Origin of the sequence: Bacillus sp. EU55, from assembly GCF_038005925.1 — a bacterium.
Taxonomy (GTDB): domain Bacteria; phylum Bacillota; class Bacilli; order Bacillales; family Bacillaceae; genus Bacillus; species Bacillus velezensis.
This window is the reverse complement of record NZ_JBBOUE010000001.1, coordinates 1,414,756-1,432,331: the sequence shown is the minus strand read 5'-3', so window position 1 is coordinate 1,432,331 and position 17,576 is coordinate 1,414,756. Positions and strand designations below refer to the sequence as shown.

Annotated in this window: 20 protein-coding genes; 5 read left to right on the top strand and 15 right to left on the bottom strand. The window is 44.6% G+C overall.

Going from position 1 to position 17,576, the window contains the following annotated elements; all coding sequences use genetic code 11:
• Positions 1–87: 87 nt before the first annotated feature.
• Both NYE50_RS07655 and NYE50_RS07650 read right to left on the bottom strand, forming a co-directional pair.
• Complete coding sequence (locus NYE50_RS07655; protein WP_159354074.1) at positions 88–585, bottom strand: methylated-DNA--[protein]-cysteine S-methyltransferase; 498 nt, start codon at positions 583–585, stop codon at positions 88–90.
• Entirely contained in the window at positions 582–2,801 is a 2,220-nt protein-coding gene (locus NYE50_RS07650) for a PAS domain-containing sensor histidine kinase (protein WP_154817627.1), read from the bottom strand. Before NYE50_RS07650 ends, NYE50_RS07655 begins: the two co-directional genes overlap by 4 nt.
• A gap of 255 nt (positions 2,802–3,056) precedes the next feature.
• Here NYE50_RS07650 and NYE50_RS07645 point away from each other — a divergent pair, with 255 nt between their 5' ends.
• The gene (locus NYE50_RS07645) at positions 3,057–4,079 is read left to right on the top strand and encodes an acyltransferase family protein (RefSeq protein WP_029974694.1); all 1,023 of its coding nucleotides are present in this window, start codon (positions 3,057–3,059) and stop codon (positions 4,077–4,079) included.
• Between the two features lie 41 nt (positions 4,080–4,120).
• Here NYE50_RS07645 and NYE50_RS07640 read toward each other — a convergent pair whose 3' ends face one another.
• The 5 genes from NYE50_RS07640 to htpX form a co-directional block, all read right to left on the bottom strand.
• Positions 4,121–4,291, bottom strand: coding sequence for a hypothetical protein (locus tag NYE50_RS07640; protein WP_007610936.1), 171 nt, complete (start codon positions 4,289–4,291; stop codon positions 4,121–4,123).
• A 1-nt stretch (position 4,292) separates the two neighbouring features.
• Entirely contained in the window at positions 4,293–4,448 is a 156-nt protein-coding gene (locus NYE50_RS07635) for a hypothetical protein (protein ID WP_003154713.1), read from the bottom strand.
• A gap of 68 nt (positions 4,449–4,516) precedes the next feature.
• Positions 4,517–4,936 carry a YetF domain-containing protein gene (locus tag NYE50_RS07630; protein ID WP_236563918.1) on the bottom strand — a complete coding sequence of 140 codons (420 nt, stop codon included), beginning with the start codon at positions 4,934–4,936 and terminating at the stop codon, positions 4,517–4,519.
• A gap of 109 nt (positions 4,937–5,045) precedes the next feature.
• Entirely contained in the window at positions 5,046–6,398 is a 1,353-nt protein-coding gene (locus NYE50_RS07625) for a TrkH family potassium uptake protein (RefSeq protein WP_007408478.1), read from the bottom strand.
• 158 nt (positions 6,399–6,556) lie between these two features.
• Positions 6,557–7,450, bottom strand: coding sequence for a protease HtpX (gene htpX, locus NYE50_RS07620; RefSeq protein WP_007407207.1), 894 nt, complete (start codon positions 7,448–7,450; stop codon positions 6,557–6,559).
• Positions 7,451–7,598: 148 nt separating this feature from the next.
• Here htpX and NYE50_RS07615 point away from each other — a divergent pair, with 148 nt between their 5' ends.
• Positions 7,599–8,300 (top strand): DUF1836 domain-containing protein, encoded by a 702-nt coding sequence (locus NYE50_RS07615; RefSeq protein WP_159354072.1) that lies wholly within the window; start codon positions 7,599–7,601, stop codon positions 8,298–8,300.
• Between the two features lie 135 nt (positions 8,301–8,435).
• Positions 8,436–8,630, top strand: a complete 195-nt coding sequence (locus NYE50_RS07610) for an alpha/beta-type small acid-soluble spore protein (protein ID WP_003154717.1) — start codon at positions 8,436–8,438, stop codon at positions 8,628–8,630.
• A gap of 6 nt (positions 8,631–8,636) precedes the next feature.
• Here NYE50_RS07610 and NYE50_RS07605 read toward each other — a convergent pair whose 3' ends face one another.
• The 4 genes from NYE50_RS07605 to NYE50_RS07590 all read right to left on the bottom strand — a co-directional run bounded on the left by NYE50_RS07605 (position 8,637) and on the right by NYE50_RS07590 (position 12,502).
• Positions 8,637–9,809 (bottom strand): anti-sigma factor domain-containing protein, encoded by a 1,173-nt coding sequence (locus NYE50_RS07605; protein ID WP_159354071.1) that lies wholly within the window; start codon positions 9,807–9,809, stop codon positions 8,637–8,639.
• Entirely contained in the window at positions 9,806–10,561 is a 756-nt protein-coding gene (gene sigI, locus NYE50_RS07600) for an RNA polymerase sigma factor SigI (protein ID WP_159354070.1), read from the bottom strand. Before sigI ends, NYE50_RS07605 begins: the two co-directional genes overlap by 4 nt.
• A gap of 276 nt (positions 10,562–10,837) precedes the next feature.
• On the bottom strand, positions 10,838–11,620 hold the full coding sequence (locus tag NYE50_RS07595) for a TerC family protein (protein ID WP_032874684.1): 783 nt from the start codon (positions 11,618–11,620) through the stop codon (positions 10,838–10,840).
• Between the two features lie 246 nt (positions 11,621–11,866).
• Positions 11,867–12,502 (bottom strand): DedA family protein, encoded by a 636-nt coding sequence (locus NYE50_RS07590; RefSeq protein WP_369878818.1) that lies wholly within the window; start codon positions 12,500–12,502, stop codon positions 11,867–11,869.
• 529 nt (positions 12,503–13,031) lie between these two features.
• On the opposite strand from NYE50_RS07590, the gene ku reads away from it, so the two are divergent.
• A complete protein-coding gene (ku, locus tag NYE50_RS07585; RefSeq protein WP_007610913.1) occupies positions 13,032–13,913 on the top strand; it encodes a non-homologous end joining protein Ku in 882 nt (293 codons plus the stop codon).
• 2 nt (positions 13,914–13,915) lie between these two features.
• On the top strand, positions 13,916–15,751 hold the full coding sequence (locus tag NYE50_RS07580) for a DNA ligase D (protein WP_224988595.1): 1,836 nt from the start codon (positions 13,916–13,918) through the stop codon (positions 15,749–15,751).
• Positions 15,752–15,760: 9 nt separating this feature from the next.
• Here NYE50_RS07580 and NYE50_RS07575 read toward each other — a convergent pair whose 3' ends face one another.
• The 4 genes from NYE50_RS07575 to NYE50_RS07560 all read right to left on the bottom strand — a co-directional run bounded on the left by NYE50_RS07575 (position 15,761) and on the right by NYE50_RS07560 (position 17,527).
• Positions 15,761–16,315: a YkoP family protein gene (locus NYE50_RS07575; protein ID WP_015417328.1), complete on the bottom strand. Its 555-nt coding sequence runs from the start codon at positions 16,313–16,315 to the stop codon at positions 15,761–15,763.
• Between the two features lie 178 nt (positions 16,316–16,493).
• The gene (locus NYE50_RS07570) at positions 16,494–16,958 is read right to left on the bottom strand and encodes a MarR family winged helix-turn-helix transcriptional regulator (RefSeq protein WP_007610911.1); all 465 of its coding nucleotides are present in this window, start codon (positions 16,956–16,958) and stop codon (positions 16,494–16,496) included.
• Between the two features lie 142 nt (positions 16,959–17,100).
• Positions 17,101–17,283: a Fur-regulated basic protein FbpA gene (locus NYE50_RS07565; RefSeq protein WP_015388327.1), complete on the bottom strand. Its 183-nt coding sequence runs from the start codon at positions 17,281–17,283 to the stop codon at positions 17,101–17,103.
• A gap of 88 nt (positions 17,284–17,371) precedes the next feature.
• Positions 17,372–17,527 carry a hypothetical protein gene (locus NYE50_RS07560; RefSeq protein ID WP_003154733.1) on the bottom strand — a complete coding sequence of 52 codons (156 nt, stop codon included), beginning with the start codon at positions 17,525–17,527 and terminating at the stop codon, positions 17,372–17,374.
• Between the last annotated feature and the right edge of the window lie 49 nt (positions 17,528–17,576).

Here is a 17,576-nt window from a genome sequence, read left to right as displayed (position 1 = left end):
GCTTCGTCCTCCTTTTTCATCAGGGCAACTTTTTTCACTTAATAAAATGATATGTCGGACGCGAAAAAACGGAACGTGCCATACGCTTTATTTTTCTTTATAGGATATTTGTTCGATGTTCAGCAGCACCGCTTTTACATCCGTCTTCGTGCCCGCGTATCCCGTTAAGGCGCTGTTTTTGCCGATTACCCGATGGCACGGGATCAAAATCGGCAGCCGGTTTCGTTTATTGGCTTGTCCGATGGCGCGCACCGCTTTCGGTTTTCCGATCGCTTCAGCCATATCGCCGTAGCTTCGGGATTCCCCGTAAGGAATCATCGTCAGCGCGTTCCATACCCTTTCTTGAAAGGGTGTGCCTTTTTGTCTCAGAGGCAGAGAGAATTGCTTTCTTTCTCCTGAAAAATATGATGCCAGCTGCTGTTTCGCCTCCGACAGCAAAGCGGTTTCGCACGGCTTTACGCCGGGCGCGTCTTTCCGCCATTCCTCAAAATCTTCCACGGTGAGAAACAGGCCGTTAATAAAGCTCTCTTCCTCTGTTACGATGACGGTTCCAAACGGTACTTTCATACTTGTAAAACAGATCATTCGCCGCTCCTTCTTTCTTCGGTATTCTGCCGGATCGGAAGCGTCAAATGAAAAACCGTGCCCTTCCCTTCTTCACTTTCCACATGAATGCGTCCCTGATGTTCTTCGATGATTTTATAGCTGACCATGAGACCGAGGCCCGTTCCCCTGTCTTTTGTCGTGTAAAATGGTTCACCCAGACGTTTTAATTTGTCTTCGGAAATGCCTGTTCCTTCATCTTGAATAGAAATCAAAATGTGGTCTTGATCAGAAGACTGAATGGTCACGTAGATATTGCCGCCGCCCGGCATGACTTCAATGGCGTTTTTTAAAATATTGATAAACACCTGTTTTAATTGATTCGGTTCACAGTAAATCGGCGGGATGTTTCCGGTCAGGTTCAGATGGATCTGCACATTGACAAGATTGGCCTGGGCATTCAGAAGATCAGCCGTGTCTTTCATAATCTGCGTCACGTCTTTTTCTTCATATAATATCGCCTGGGGTTTCGCTAAAATTAAAAATTCAGTGATGATAGACTCGATGCGTTTTAATTCTGAGGTAATGACGTTAAAGTACAGAGAATATTCGCCTTCAATGCTTCCTTGAAGAAGCTGAATGAACCCTTTCAGCGCCGTCATCGGGTTTCTGATTTCGTGGGCGATGCCCGCCGCCAGCTCCCCTACAACATGAAGAGTGTCGGATTTCCTCAGCCTCTCTTCAAGCTCTTTGGCCTCTGTGACATCTTTAAAGATGGCCAGATTCATATTTTGAATGATATTTCTTTTGAAGGAGAATTCCAGTTTGCGGCTGTCGCTGCTGCTTAACAGGAAGGGGATTTCATTATCCATTCCTTCTAAATCAATCTTTCTGGCGGGAACACCCGCGTTTTCAATATCAAATAAAGAAAGAATATCCGGAACGGTGTACGCTCTCAGCTCCTCATCCGGCATACCGAGTATACGGCTTGCGAGAGGATTCGCGTCAATAATGCGGAATTGGTTGTCAAATAAGACCTTGCCGTCCATTGAGCCGTTGAATACTTTTCTGAATTTCAGCTCGCTTTCCCGCAATTCTTTTTCCATGCGCTTACGATCGCTGACATTTCTTAAAATGGTTAAATGCTGACCTTCAAGTATGGTTCGTTTTGATGTGAATTCCAGCTCTTTAAATTGGCCGTTTGCCATCTGAAACAGCATTTCTTCACGGATTTCCCCGTATTTTTCATATTTCTTCTTAATCTGCTTGTATTTTTTCTGCGGATCAACGATAAACGTACATAAATTCGTCTCCACCAGCTTATCCATCGGCAGTTCGAAAATGCGGCACGCCGATTCGTTTGCTTTGGCAATCTTTCCGTCATCAGACCAAATGACAATCGCGTCCATGGCGTTTTCAAAAATTTCGCGGAATCGCTCTTCGCTTTTAAAGAGTTTCAATTCCATCAGCCGTTTCTCTGTTATGTCTCTCATAATGGACATGTAGAACCCGCTGATTAAGTTGGACGTAATCGTAAATTCAAACAGCTTCTCTTCGCCGGACCGAAGCTTGACGGGCAGTTCTCCTTTGGCGTTTCCTTTTCTGCGGAGGGTTTCCCAGATTTCTTTCAGATGCTTTTTGTTTTCTCCGTCGGTAAAATGGCGGAGCGACAGATGGGACAATTCATTCTGGCCGATCTCAAAGCTTTTGCAAAAAGAGAGGTTCGCATCAATAAACCCGCCGTCCTTATCAAACAGCACGATGCCGTCGACAGCCCTGTCAAACAAATCTTTAAACAGCTGCTCGTTCATGGAGAATTCGCGCTCTAATATTTTTTTAGAGGAGATATCCCTCATCACCACAAAAAAATAATCCTCCCCAATTCCGTCTCTGGCGAGGAATTCAATGTATTTCGTCGCGCCGCTGTCAAGCTTAATCGGCACCTCTTTCCACAGATGGCCTTTTTTTAAAAACTTTTTCACGGCCTTATTCAGTTCTTCCTGAGGCACGGAATATAAAAAATCCAGGACGGAGCGGTTAATGAGGTTCTCTGCCTCAATCTGCATCATCCGGGCCGCAGCCTCGTTCGCCTGGACGATTTTCATTTCCTTATGGCATATAAAAATGGCATCAAGCGTGTTATTCATAATCACGTGATACCGGTTCAAATCACTCTTCAGGCGGTCATTTTCCTCTTTCATCCGCTTCAGCTGCTCTTTCAGCGACTCGTTTGTTTGCAAATCCAGAGTTTCAGCCATTCAGTACACTCCTTCTTCAAAAACCTATCCTTCAATATTTCTACAAAATACCTCATCTTCCTTCATTCGCCCTATACATTTCAGAAAATTTCAATGATATGACAAGTTAAAGTCTTTTTCTACGATCCTTACCTCCCCGTTACATCATCCTAACAATCCCTTTTGTCCTCCTTCAATTTTTTGTTTTTTATTTTAAAATGAACACCAACAGGAAATAATCATGCAGTGGATGATTTTTGAAGAGAAGGTGATGCTATGACAAAATCGCGAGACAGTTACTTTGACAACGCCAAGTTTATCTTGATTTTTCTGGTGGTGTTCGGCCATATCCTCCGGTCATTTATTAACGGAAATGAGTTTATGCTCCATCTCTACAAATTCATTTATACTTTTCATATGCCGGCCTTTATCCTGGTTTCCGGCTATTTCGCAAAAAACTTTAAGCGGACAGGTTATGTGAAGAAGCTGGCTGTGAAGCTGATTATTCCGTACCTGATTTTCCAGGGCATTTACTCAGTTTTTTACTATTTGATTCAGGATGAAAGCATGGCAAGCGTCAATCCGATTGATCCGCAGTGGTCTCTCTGGTTTTTAGTCAGCTTATTCTTTTGGAATCTGCTGCTTTATCCCTTTACGAAGCTGCCGAAAATGTGGGCGCTTGGGGCAAGCTGCGGGCTTGCCGTCATGATCGGGTATCTTGATTTTATCAGCAGCACGCTGAGTCTTTCACGGACGTTTGTTTTTCTTCCGATGTTTCTCGTCGGGTTTTATTTAAAGAAACAGCACTTTGATTTGCTACGGGCTAAAAGAGGCAGGCAGATTGCCGCGGGCGTGCTGGGGATTGTTTTCCTGTTATGCTGGTGCATTGACTTTGATTACTCGTGGCTGTTCGGATCGGAGCCTTATTCCACATTCGGCTCAGTGTCGCTGTTGAGCGGTCTGTCGCGCATCGGCTGGTATGTTTTGGCCTTTGCCGCCACTTTCAGCTTTTTGGCGCTCGTTCCGCAAAAGCGTTATTTCTTTACGAAATGGGGGACGAGAACGTTTTACGTGTATCTGCTGCATGGATTCATTATAAAAACGCTGCGGCAGATCGGGCTTGAAGATCACTTGTCTGATTATCAGAATTTAGTCATACTCTTAATGTTAACGGCCGCTCTTACGTCCATTCTCTCCAGCAATGCGGTGAAAACGGCCGCACAGCCGTTTATTGAGCTGCGGATAACCGGCTTGCTTGAAGCGGTGAAAGGAACAAGAAACGGTGCTTATTCGAAATAATGCAAAATACCTCTTAAGCGTTGCCGCCTAAGAGGTATTTTTTATTGTTTGCCGTCTTCTTTTTTCTTTGGCTTCGTCTGTTCAAGCGTTTCAATCCATTTTCCGGCGTTATAATCACCGAGCTCGCTTGCAAACTCTTCTTCAAGCAATTTAGGGTCCATCGGCTTTTTATGGTTTTGCATGTCTTTGCTGTGGCGGTTTTTTTTCGTCATGTTACTCGCCTCCTTGTTTGCCGTGTTTTGATTTGCGGTTTGCGCCTCTCAGTCCGGGATCACCGTCATATTGTGTTTTGTATGCATCTTTGTCCATGCTCTCAGTCGGTGTGTTGTTATTGGTTAAAGCTTCATTCTTTGCTGCTTTGCGTTTCATTTGATTTCCTCCTTCTGTCAGCAAATCTGTTTTGAATTCATCAAGTATTTTTTTCAAGTCGCGCACTGTCACGTTTTTGGCCTCATCAATGAGTTCATAGCCGATCTGTCCGTTCGGCTCAAGCAGCACATATTTAAAATCTTGAATGTCTCCGAGGCCTTCTGCCTGATCCTCATTGACAGCTGAGCTTCGGTAAAACGCATTTTTTTTAAGTTTTCCGGGATGATTTTTCCGTTTCTGACAACGGCGACGGTTTTTCCTGAAAATAAAAACTCAAAAAAGCTTGATTTGATTTCTAAATATTCCATCAGGATTAACACCGCAATAAAAATCGCCGCCGCGAAAATGGTTTCCCATAAATTATGTTCAATAAACGGCTGAATAATAATCGAGCCGATCGAAATCATGATGACTGTCTGGGTCACCGACAGCTGGCTGATTGATTTCCGTCCGGCAATCCGCAATAAAAAGGTACCGACCGCTATCATAATTACCGACTTCCAAAATACGGCAAACAATGACGTCACCTCTCCAAAGAAACTGTTTCCACACATCCATTTTACGGCAATAAAAAACACCGCTTTCTGAAAAGCGGTGTCAGCCGATAATCATTCTTTCCTTCGGATAGTGATAATTTGCTTCGATTTCTTTTCGGCCGATCAAATAAAGGAACGTCAAAATGCCGATCCGGCCGATAAACATCACAATCATGATCACGCATTTTCCGATGTCGCTTAAATGCGGAGTAATCCCGAGCGACAGGCCGGTCGTTCCGAAAGCGGAACACACTTCAAAAAGCAGTCCGAGCAGCGTCTGATTTTTCTCCGTCACGGCCAGAATCAGCGTCGATCCGAACACGAGCAGAATCGCCATCATCGTAACGACCAGCGACTTCATGACATCAGCCTGGTGAAGCTCGCGTTTAAAGACCTTGACCGCTTTATTCCCCCGGGCAAAATGAAACAGAGCAAGAAGGTTAAGCGCAAACGTCGTCGTACGGATTCCGCCGCCGACCGAGCTCGGTGATGCGCCGATAAACATGAGGGCACAGATGAAAAATAATGTCGGCGCCGACAGCTGGCTGATATCAATTGTCGCAAGCCCGCCGCTTCGCGTAGCGGTTGATTGAAAGAGACATAAAAATAAAACATCATGCCAGCTTTTCCCCTTCATGACATGGCTTGCTTCAAGCGCGTAAATGCCCACGGCTCCGAACAAAACGAGCATTCCGAACGTAACGGTCGTAATTTTCGTAAACAGCGTGAATGAATATCTGCGCTGTTTTGAAAACAAAAAGTCCTTTACTTCAACGAGCACCGGAAAACCGATCGCACCGAAAATAATCAGAAGCATCGTAATAAACTGCACGAAATAGTCATGTCTGAACGGGACGAGTGAATTTCCCGTAATATCAAAACCGCCGTTTGTCGTGGCGCTGACGCTCGCAAAGAATCCGTGCAAGTATGCCTGTTCAAACGAATCATAATACGTTAAAAAATATGTTCCTAAGATGATGCCGCCTAAAAACTCGATTAATAAAATCAAAAACAGCACTTGCTTCATCAGGTTGACGATACCGGAAAACTGCGATTGATTCTGATCCACCATGATGAGCTTCCGTTCCCGCAGACCGATCCGTTTGCCCATAATGAGCCAGACGAATGTTCCGAGCGTCATGATGCCGATTCCGCCGAATTGAAGCACGAAAGCCAAAATGACAATCCCGGCCGTGCTGAATGTATCAGCCGTGTTGACGACCGTTAAACCGGTGACACTGACTGAGCTGACAGCCGTAAACAGCGCGTCTATAAACGACCAGCTGGCCCCTTGTTTGTGGGCGGCCGGCAGACTTAGCAAAATAAATGCCACCGTCACAGCAAGAAAATAATATAATGCAATCAGCTGTGCTGGCGACAAGATCTGTATGAATTTCTTCAGTTTTAATTTCATAAGATAGTTCCTTCTGCCTCTCAAATGTAGTACGTAATTATTCTAATGATATTGGGAGAATTTTTAAAGGTCTTTTTAGAAAGATTTTTCATTACCTTATGTAGTTTGCCGATCTTTAAACAAAAAACCTCTGAAACGATTGTCAGAGGTTTTGTTGATTATTTTGCTTCCAGCCTGCGAATGCGCTCATCGAGATCAGGGTGTGTGGAGAACAATGACGAATGCTTTTTGCCGTTAATTTTTAACGTCTGCACTGCCGTCTGGTCTTCTTCATTCACATGTCCTGTATAAGACTTCAGCGTACGCAGGGCGTGAATCATTTTATCCTTGCCGGCAAGGTCTGCACCGCCGCGGTCAGCGTGAAACTCTCTGTGGCGCGAGTAGGCGAAGACGACAAGACTGCCGAGAATGGAAAAGATAATCTGAAACACGATCATCGCGATAAAATGAACGACCGGTGCGAGGTCTTCTTTGACAAAGCGGCTTGCAACCCATGCCGCGATTCGGGAAAGGAATACGACGAACGTATTGACGATTCCCTGCAGCAGCGTCATCGTGACCATATCACCGTTTGTGATGTGTGCGACTTCATGGGCAAGAACCCCTTCCACCGCAGCATCATCCATCTGCTGCAATAAACCTGAAGAAACCGCGACAAGCGAACGGCGCTTAGAAGGCCCGGTCGCAAAAGCATTGACCTCCGGGGAATGATAAATGCCGACTTCAGGCATTTTCGTCATCCCTGCGGCACGTGACAATCTGTGCACACGGTCAACCAATTGCTGCTCTTCATAGCTGAGCGACTGTTTCTTCGGATTTAACACCCGGACGCCCATCATCGTTTTGGCCATCCATCTGGACATTCCGAGAGAAATAAAAGAACCGACAAAACCGACGACAAGACTGAACACGAGCAATGCCATCAGATCAATGCGGCCATTTTGTATATACGAGCCGACACCGGTAACGCTTGTAATAATCGTAAGCACAATTCCGATTGTCGTAATGACCAAAAGGTTCGTTAAAATAAACAGAAATATTCTTTTCGCCATAATTACCTCCGTCTTTTTTAAGATCAAAAGAACTTATTTACTTAAATTATAAATGATCTGTTTGAAAATGCAACAATTTCGACGTATGATGTTAATGTAATTCTCAGTGATATTAAAAAGTGAACACGTAATCAATCAGAGGTGAACCATGAACACGTTTAAACTGACCCGAACTGATATGGTCCGGCTTCTTTACGCGTTAAAAGGCCAAGGAGACGCAACTCCTCTCCAAATCTTATTGCAATCAGCGGATATGACCTTGGATGAAGCGGAAAGCCGTCTGCATATCCCTGAATTTCTGACGAGATTCGAACGAAAAAAAGAGAAAAAGGAATACGGGCTTTCAACTAACGAGATTGTCGAGCTGGGAAATCTGTGCGAGCTGACGTCTTTAAAATCAACCGCCGTCCAAAACTGGGTGAAGCGCGATATTAAAGATTTAATCGGCCACCCCTTACTCGGCAAAAAATATACAATTGAACAAGCTGTCATCCTTCTCATTGTACGTGATTTAAAATCAATTTATGACTTCGAACATATACGCGGCATATTAAAAATTGCTTTTAACACGATCACAGACAGATCAGACGACGTCATCAGCCCGATCAGCTACTATGAAAGCTGCGCCCAAGTGATTGATTATCTTCTTCATAAGGCAAACCCGCCGATGAAGGAAACGAGCCTGCAGGAGCTCGTCGAAGAGCAGACGGACAAGCTCAAAGGCTGCTTTAAAGAACTCGGAAGCGGACAATGGAACAATATCAGATCCATAATCGCCGTCACGGTGCTCTCCGTTTTGACTTTCCATATTCAAGCCTCAGCCTACAAAATGATCAGCCATTTATTATAATTCATAACGCTTCTTCGCCCCGGTGTCTGCGCCGGGGTTTTTTTGCTGTACAACAATTGCCAGCATAATCAATACCGTTCCGTTTGAAACTAAAATGCGAAAACACATCTTGCCAGAGAAAAGGAGATGAAAAAGATGGCGAGCAGAAATAAACTCTTAGTTCCAGGGGCTGAGCAGGCACTTGACCAATTTAAATACGAAGTGGCTCAAGAATTCGGCGTGAACCTTAGCTCTGATACAGCAGCACGCGCAAACGGCTCTGTAGGCGGGGAAATGACAAAACGTCTTGTACAGCAGGCTCAATCACAATTAAACGGGAAAAATCAATAATGCAGCTTATTCGCCGGGACTTCTCGGCGAATTTTGATATTTATCGGCATTCTCCTTTCCGTGCCGGTAGCCGTTCGGATTCCTTCGGTCTGACGAATCTTCATGATGCCGATAGGATTCCCAATGTTCATTGCGATCATGATTCCAGTAATGATTGTAATACTTTTGCTTAGGCTCTTTGTCATTTCCGTTTTCCTGAGGATTTTGTGTTGGGGGCTGCTCTGTTTCCCCATCTTGTTCCTTTTGTGTGTTTTCCTCTGATCCGGAAGCTGCATTTTTTTCGGTTTGCTGATTGCCGTCCTGACTGTCCGGCTTCGCTTCTTCCGTACCGGGCGTTGTTTCATTGTTTCCCGGCTTCTCTGCTGCCTTTTCTTCATCAGGAGCTGTCTTTTCATCAGCCGCCGGCTTGTCTGTGTCCGGCTGCTCGCTTTGATCAGCGTCTGTTTCGGTATCTTTTTGATCTGTTTCATTGCCGTCGGTTTGCTTTTCAGGCTGTTTTTCTTCTGTTTTCTTTTCGTTTCTTCTTATATAGCTGCCTGTTGACATCCCTTCCTGTTTTGCTTTTTCTCTTGTTTCCATATCAGATTCAAGCGATTGGACCTGGTAGGTACCCTTATATTTTTCAGTCATGTCGGCCAGCTGTTTTTTAACGCCTTTTTTATATGTATTGTCATCTGTATTTTCATAAACCGTGGAAATTAAAATCTCTTTTGATTCCTTTACATATCCATGCTTGCTGCAATCGGTAATAATATTACTGATGACATCCTTAAAATCGCTGCTTTTCCAATCTCCGATGTCACTGATGACCTGTTTGGCGTCATGGTTCAGCGGTGTCAGTTCAATGACTTCATATTTGCTGTTTAAAGCCATTTCAATACTGGGATTAATGTCAAGCGTCATATACGCGTAAGCTTTATTATCAGAAAAAACCGGGAGCAAAATTAAAATAAACAAAATAATAGCAGTCATCGTAAACACTCCCAATTTAAAAGGGCGCAGTTTCAGAAAATCAAAAAAGCTGGCCCTTCTTCCCATACGCGTTTCGCCTTCGAACGACGTAATTTCCTCTCCGATTTCACAAGTGCGGTGATCATTTTTTGTTTTTAAAAATTGTCCGTCAGGGGTTAGCAACGTGACGAATTTTTTATTTTTCTCTACTATGATCCCTCTTCTCATGAGTGCAACACCCCTTTAAGATAATCTTTTAAATAAATATAATCACCGGTAATAATAATACTCATGGCGATGATATATTTTCGGTTCCGTTCGATCGTTTTTCTGCTGACCGACACGAGCTGCTCCAGCTGTTTGACAGGAAGCTGTTTTTTCTGGTGCAAAATGGACGCCAGCTCTTCATTTTCAACAAGCGTGTAGGCTACCTTAATCGCATTCTGCCTCGCATCTGTATGCTTCGGCGATTGTTCCAGCAGCTCTTTAAAAGACAGCCCGTATTCTTTGAGCTGCTTCTGAAAAAAAAGAATTTCTTCCCGGCGCTGTTCCTGCTCTATCTGTTCTCGGTATTCATCAATGGAAAGCTCCGCTTCGATAAGGCTCTGCGAAGATTCCTGGTCGTCGCCTTCCTGCACATCCATATTGATATGCTGAGCGGTTCTTGCTTCTTTTCTGATATAGTCTATCACTTTTCTTTTTATAATCAGCTCTGCAAATGCAAGCAGCGAATTACCTTTTTCAGCCGAATACTTTTCAATGGCTTCGTTAAACGCGATCAGCCCGATGCTGAATTCGTCGTCTTTTTCATCTATATATCGTTTACAAACGGATGAAACCGTCTTCGCGATAAAAGGCTTATATTGCTGTATTAAATCGTTCTGCAGATCTTTGTCGCCTTTTTGTATTTTTTCAACAGATGTTTCAAGCGTTTGCTTCTTTTTTCCCAATTTAAACAAAAGGCTAAGCACTGGTTTCACCTCAGTTCCTCCCTATAACTACTCATAATCATAGCTAATTTAGTAGGGATTCGCAAAGGAAGAAAAAGAGAAATCGATTTCATTTGTCTCAATTATGACAAGCCAATAAGACGTACTATACATGATTTCGTGCCCCCATGCAGAATTAAGGGGGTTTTCTCTGTGTTTTTTGTAACAATGCTGTTATAAAATTGTTATCATATGTCTTAAATGTAAGCGTTTCAAACAAAAAAGGGAACCTGCTTTTTAAAAAGCCAGACTCCCTTTTTGATCATTTTACGCGTGTTCTCTTTTTTCCGATTCCGCGCCAGACTCTATTTGTTTTGCTCCTGACATAAACCATCCGCAAACCGCGATGGCAGCCAGAACCGCCCAGAAAATGATTTTCCAGGCCGCCGAATGGATGACATCTGCCGGAATTATACCGAGTTCCTCATGGGCCAATGTATAAAGAGCGAGCTTCACGCCTACCCATCCGACAATCACAAATGCCGCCGTTTCAAGGCCCGGCCTGGTTTTCAGTAAGGATACGAACATTGATGCCGCAAAACGCATAATGATTAAACCGATTACGCCGCCGGCTAAAATAACGAGAAACTGACCGCCGTCCAAGCCGCCGATGGCAGGAAGCTGTGTTCCCGGGAGCGTTACGGCAAGCGCGACCGCCGCTAAAATGGAGTCAACGGCAAAAGCGATGTCCGCGAGCTCCACTTTCAAGACAGTCTGCCAAAACCCGCTTTCTTTCTGCGTTTTCTGACCGTTGTTATCTTTAAATACATACCGCTTCAGCAAATGGCTGACCGCAATGTAAAACAGATATAAAGCGCCGACGGCCTGGACCTGCCAAACATTCACCAGAAAAGAAATGGCGAACAGCGACCCGAAACGCAAAATAAACGCGCCCGCCAATCCGTAAAATAAAGCCTTCTTCCTTTGTTTTTCAGGAAGATGCTTCACCATCACAGCCATCACCAGCGCGTTATCCGCCGCCAAAATCCCTTCCAGCCCGATTAAAACGAGAAGAACCCATCCATACTCCAATAATAATGCAAAGTCCAATCCATTCCCTCCGTTTCTTTTTTCTATCATCCGAGCTTATACCGGCGGTTTTTTTACGCAAAAAAGACCTTTGCCGATATAAGGCAAAGGTCTTGCTAGACATGAATGATTGGCATGCCAACAAAGCCGATGGATATGATCCATGAATTGACGACTTTGTTTCCGGAATATCCGGACGCTACTCCCCTTTGGGATTTCAAGAAATATTTGTTTATACGCTCATGATAAAGCCTGTTTCATCATTTGTCAACGCTTAACTTTTTTAACAAATTGAGAAATTTTTTCTGTTTTGGCCCGCTGTTTTCTTCTCTTTAAAAACATCCAAAGAATGAGAAGCAACACAATGAATATACCGAGCGGCAGCATATATTGATCGAGAATGGAACCGACGCTTTTCCAATTTTCCCCGAGTTTCATTCCGAGGTATACGTAAGCAAATGTAATCGGCAGCATCGCCGCATATGTATATAGAGAGAACACCCAGACATTCATCTTCGCAATGCCGCACGGCAAAGAAATCAGCGTCCTGACCCCCGGTATAAAACGGCCGCTGAACGCGACCAAACCTCCGTGCTTCTGAAAGAAATCATCTGATTTCTGCAGGGATTCGGGTTTTATCCATATATACTTTCCATATTTCAGCAAAAACGGCCGACCGCCCAGCCTGCCGATTCCATATAAGACAAGCGGACCTGAAACACCGCCGAGCGAACCGGCAAACACGGTCCCGGCAAGCGTCATATCCCCTTTTGAGACCCAATAGCCCGCAAGCGGAAGAACAATTTCCGCCGGGATGAATTCTATACTGAGCGCCAAAAAAATCCCGGCGTAAGATAAGCTTTTAAACGCCTCTATTATTGATATGATGAAATCTTCGATGATCTATCACTCCCGGCTTACGTCTATATTCCGAAACTTAAGAATGATTTTAACACAAAACCTTGAGGCTGAAATATCTTTTAGACATGCCCGTTATAAATGTGAGTCGTTTCAGATCGGTATAGCGGGAGGGAATAAGCGCAATACAACGTCCCGCCTGTCTCCAGATTGCTTGTCTGGCGGCGTTTACATCACTTAAGATCTCCGGAAAAGTAAGCGGCGGCTGACCGCGAATTCAGTTCATATGGGAGCGGGAAATTTTCTCAGTCACTACATGGGAATGCGTGGGCATTTCCCGGGGAATGATTTTGTATAATCTTTTTGATTACCACTGATGATTTTCAGGGACTTCAGCGCTTTAAAGAACTTACCGATTACTGATTGTAAATAGAGAATTCATTTGCTTTTCAGCCGACCATTTCCGCCTGAGGAAATGGAACAGCCGCTCCATGAAGCGCCGCAACACCCATAAGTTGCTACACATGGAACGGACCCGTTTATCCACAATAAAGACAAAAAGGAGTTTTTATTCATGCACACGATGTGGAAGGGTTCGATCAGTTTCGGCCTCGTCAATATCCCGGTCAAGCTCTTTGCGGCCACTGAAGATAAAGATATAAAATTCCGCAGTCTTCATAAAGAAGACCATGCGCCGATTAAATACGAAAAAATCTGCACCGGATGTGAAAAAAGTCTGGAACCTGATGAAATTGTGAAAGGCTATGAGTATGTAAAAGGGAAATACGTCATTATGACAGACGAAGACTTGAAAGACGTAAAACAGGAACATGAAGAAAAAGCGGTTGAGATTGTTGACTTTGTCCAGCTGCAGGAAATTGATCCGATTTATTTTAACCGGTCGTATTATGTCGGGCCGGGAGATAACGGCACAAAAGCCTATACACTTCTGCGGGAAGCGCTGAGGACGACGGGTAAAATCGGGATTGCCTCCATTACGATCCGCTCTAAACAGCAGCTTGCGATTCTTCGCGTGTATGACAACTGCATCGTGATGGAATCCATTCATTATCCGGATGAAGTCAGAAATGCCGGACATGTGCCGGGCGTTCCCGAGCAGACAGCCGTTAATGAAAAAGAGCTGCAGACGGCGATTACGTTAATTAATGAGCTGACAACCGAGTTTGACCCGGAACAATACGAAGACACGTACCGGAAAGCCCTTCTCGCTAAAATTAACGATAAGCTCGAACATGAAGAAGCGGGCGTGACACCGGCTGCTGCCGGCCCGCGCGAAGATGTCATCGATCTTGTCAGCGCGCTTCAGGCAAGCATTGACCGGACGAAGCGGCCGGATCGCGAACAGGCTGCGCCGGCGCGGACAAAAGACGCCGCGTCAGCAGGCGGCGGAGGCAAAAAGCAGAAAACGACCAGACAAAAAGCCGGAACGTCTTAATCATGGTGCTGACGATGCAGCCGATTTTGACCTCTGTACCGCCTGAAGGCAGTGAGTGGCGCTATGAGGTAAAGTATGACGGATTCCGCTGTCTTTTCCGCATAGACGAAAGCGGCGTTACATTAACCAGCAGAAACGGACAGACGCTGACGAATCAATTTCCGGAAATCACAGCTTTTGCGGCTCGGTGTTTTCAGCACATGAAAGACAGGTTCCCCATTACGCTTGACGGAGAGCTTGTCTATTTAATCAATCCGTACAGAGCGGACTTTGAGCATCTTCAAATCCGCGGACGTTTAAAACGGACGGAAGCAATTGAAAGCACCGCTGATAGACGGCCGTGCCGCTTTCTGGCATTTGATCTCCTCGTTCTGGAAGGCGCCTCCACCGTCTCATTACCGTATGTGAAACGGAAACGCGCCCTTTCCAAACTGCTTAAAGAAGCAAATCTTCCCGCCTGCCCTCATCACTTAGCGGAAGAAGCGATCCAATACATTCCGGAACACACTGACTTTGATGCGCTTTGGGACAAGGTCGTCCGCCATGACGGAGAAGGTATCGTAGCAAAAAGGGCTTCCAGCGGCTGGGCGGAAAATAAACGCTCTCCCGACTGGCAAAAGTATAAACATATGAAAACGGCACATGTGCTATTAACCGGGTTTAATCCGAAGAACGGGTATGTAACGGCCTCTGTTTTAAAAGACGGCACCGCCGTCCCGATCGCGTCCGTTTCCCACGGCATGCAGGCGGAAGAAAAAAACGCCGTCAGAACCATTATGGAGACCCACGGAAAAAAACAAAAAAGCGGCGAGTATACACTTGAGCCTTCTATCTGCATGACCGTGCAGTATTTAACCATATTGCAGGACACGCTGCGTGAAGTATCTTTTGTGTCTTTTCAGTTTGAAATGGATTGGACGGAATGCACGTATCAGCAGCTTATCCTTCACTCTAAAACGCTGCCGCCGAAGCTGCAGTTCACAAGCCTGGATAAGATTGTTTTTAAAAAACGTGAAAAAACGAAAGCAGATTTCCTCAGTTACATGGTGAAAATGAGCGATTTTCTTATGCCCTTTCTTAAAGATCGGGCCGTCACGGTGATCCGTTATCCGCACGGCGCGCCTGGCGAATCTTTTTTTCAAAAAAACAAACCGGACTACACGCCGGACTTTGTCTCAAGCGTGTTTGACGGGAGCCATGAGCACATCGTATGCAGCAGCATACCGTCACTTTTATGGCTGGCTAATCAGCTGGCGCTTGAATTTCACGTTCCGTTTCAGACAGTGCATTCTGAAAGGCCCGCAGAGATTGTCATTGATCTTGATCCTCCGTCAAGGAATGATTTTCCTATGGCAGTGGAGGCTGCGCATGTGCTGAAACAGCTGTTTGACTCATTCAGCATTACGTCATTCCCGAAGCTCTCCGGAAATAAAGGCATTCAGCTCTACATCCCGCTTTCACCGGAAGCATTCACCTATGAAGAAACCCGTGCGTTCACAATGCTCATCGCCGATTATTGCGTCAGGACGCGGCCGGATCTTTTTACGACAGAGCGGTTTATCAAAAACCGAAACGGCAGGCTCTACCTAGATTACTTGCAGCATGCCGAAGGGAAAACCATTATCGCCCCCTATTCGACCCGGGGCAACGAATTGGGAACGGTTGCGGCTCCCCTTTATTGGAGCGAAGTCAACTCCTCTTTAACACCTGATGATTATACGATCGATACAGTAGTGAACCGCGTCAGGACAGAGGGAGATCCGTTTTATGATTTTTACCGGAACCCGCAGGACGGCCCGCTTTCAATCGTGCTTGAGCAAATCAAGAGAAAGAGCTGACGCTTTTTGTCAGCTCTTTTCAGTCTGATACGTGCACATCAATTTTTCTTTGGAAATAAATAAATAGCAGGAGTAAGGAATGTTTTTGAGGGTGAGCTGTTTTGCAGTAAAGTATAAAATCGGAATATGGGCCGCTTTCTTAAACAGCCTATAGCAGCCGCTGGACGGTTTTATCACATCAAAACCGAGTCTCGCAGCTCCTTTATGAAGCATTGTAATGCCGACGACTCCCTTAATCTCGTCTTTCCGTTTATGCTGGTTAATATAATCCGCTAAATGAGGCATGGATTGATATACCTTCTGATATAGCATAATCCCCCTTCTGACCGCGCTTTCAATAGGCTGCAGCTCTTTCAGGAGTTTGACATTATGAAGATGAATCTTAACTAACACGTCGTTTTTTTTAATTCTGGTTCCGTCGCTCAGGATGACATCTTTTCCTTTATATCTAGTCAAACGGACGCGGAATACATTCGATTGCCGTTTATCAATCAGCGTCAGCCGGGTAAAGAAGAAATAAAGCGGATCAAGTAAGTACCATATAGACAGCAGACAGCTTCTCACATGTTCACCTTCTTTATAATCAAAGCACCCTCATATTTTGGCATGGGACATGTCACATTATGATTGGTAAATAATGATGCCGACCTGTATCAGCTTATGCAAAAACCGCTTCAGGCTCTACTGTCCGGAACAGAAAAAAACACTCTTCGTGAAGAAGAGTGTTTGTATCCGCTTTCTTTTAACGGAAAAGCAAATGCTGGCTGTGAATTCCCGCTTTTTTCAGTAAGGCTATCAGCTGTTCCTGTTCTTCAGGCATAAGTCCTGAAAACGCTCTCGCAATTCTCAATGAATGAATCGGATAAATTTTATCCAAATACTCGTTTCCTTTATCAGTTAAATGGGCGTAAACAGACCGTTTGTCCTTCGGGTCTTGTTCTCTGACCAAAAACCCGTTTCTTTCAAGCTTGTCGATGACATAGGTGACATTCCCGCTGACAAGCAAAAGGCGCGACCCGATTTGCTGAAGCTTTTGCGGTCCTCTCGTATAGAGCAGCTCCAAAACGGCAAATTCAGTCGGATTAAAACCGTGTTCTTTACTGTCTCGGATGCTGTGTTCAGACACACTCTTGAAAGCCCTTGCAAAAACTTTGTACAAATTCATCGAACGCATCACTTCTTCTTCGTTAAATGATAATCTCATCATATCTACCCCGTATTTAAGATTTTTATAAAAAAATAATGTAAACCCTTACAATTCATAAGAGTCGTTCTTTGTTTTATATTCTATTCGTGCCGTTTTTCAGAATTCCTTCTTTTTTATATAAAAAAATACCCTTATACATCATTTAATTTGTATAAGGGTTCCGTTCTTTATAGGGAATGTTCCGAAAAAAATACGCGTATTCCTTTCTCAGCTCCGTAATTGTCATGGAATTGAGTATTTCTTTCGTATAGACTCCGATCTGAAGAAGCTTTTTGGAATAATGGTTTCTCTCTTTGTCCAATGCATTTTGAAGCAAATGACTCATGGCGGCCTCCTTTGTTTTCCGTTATTCTATGATCAGAATAACGCTTTTATATCAAAGACGTATAAAGCCATTGTAAAACTTCTGTGGATTATGATGTTTTTCGGTAAAGTCCGTTCTGGACGGCTCTGAGCAGCGGAAAAGCGTGTTCCCCGGCAAGCTGCATGAACGCCTCCAGCATTTCATCGCGTTTCATATCTAATTCAATGATTTCTTTTGCCAGCGAAACCGCTTTTTCTTTCTCCATCCCTATCCTTCCTCCTCATTGTGTCTGTACAGTAAGCATAAAACGGGGC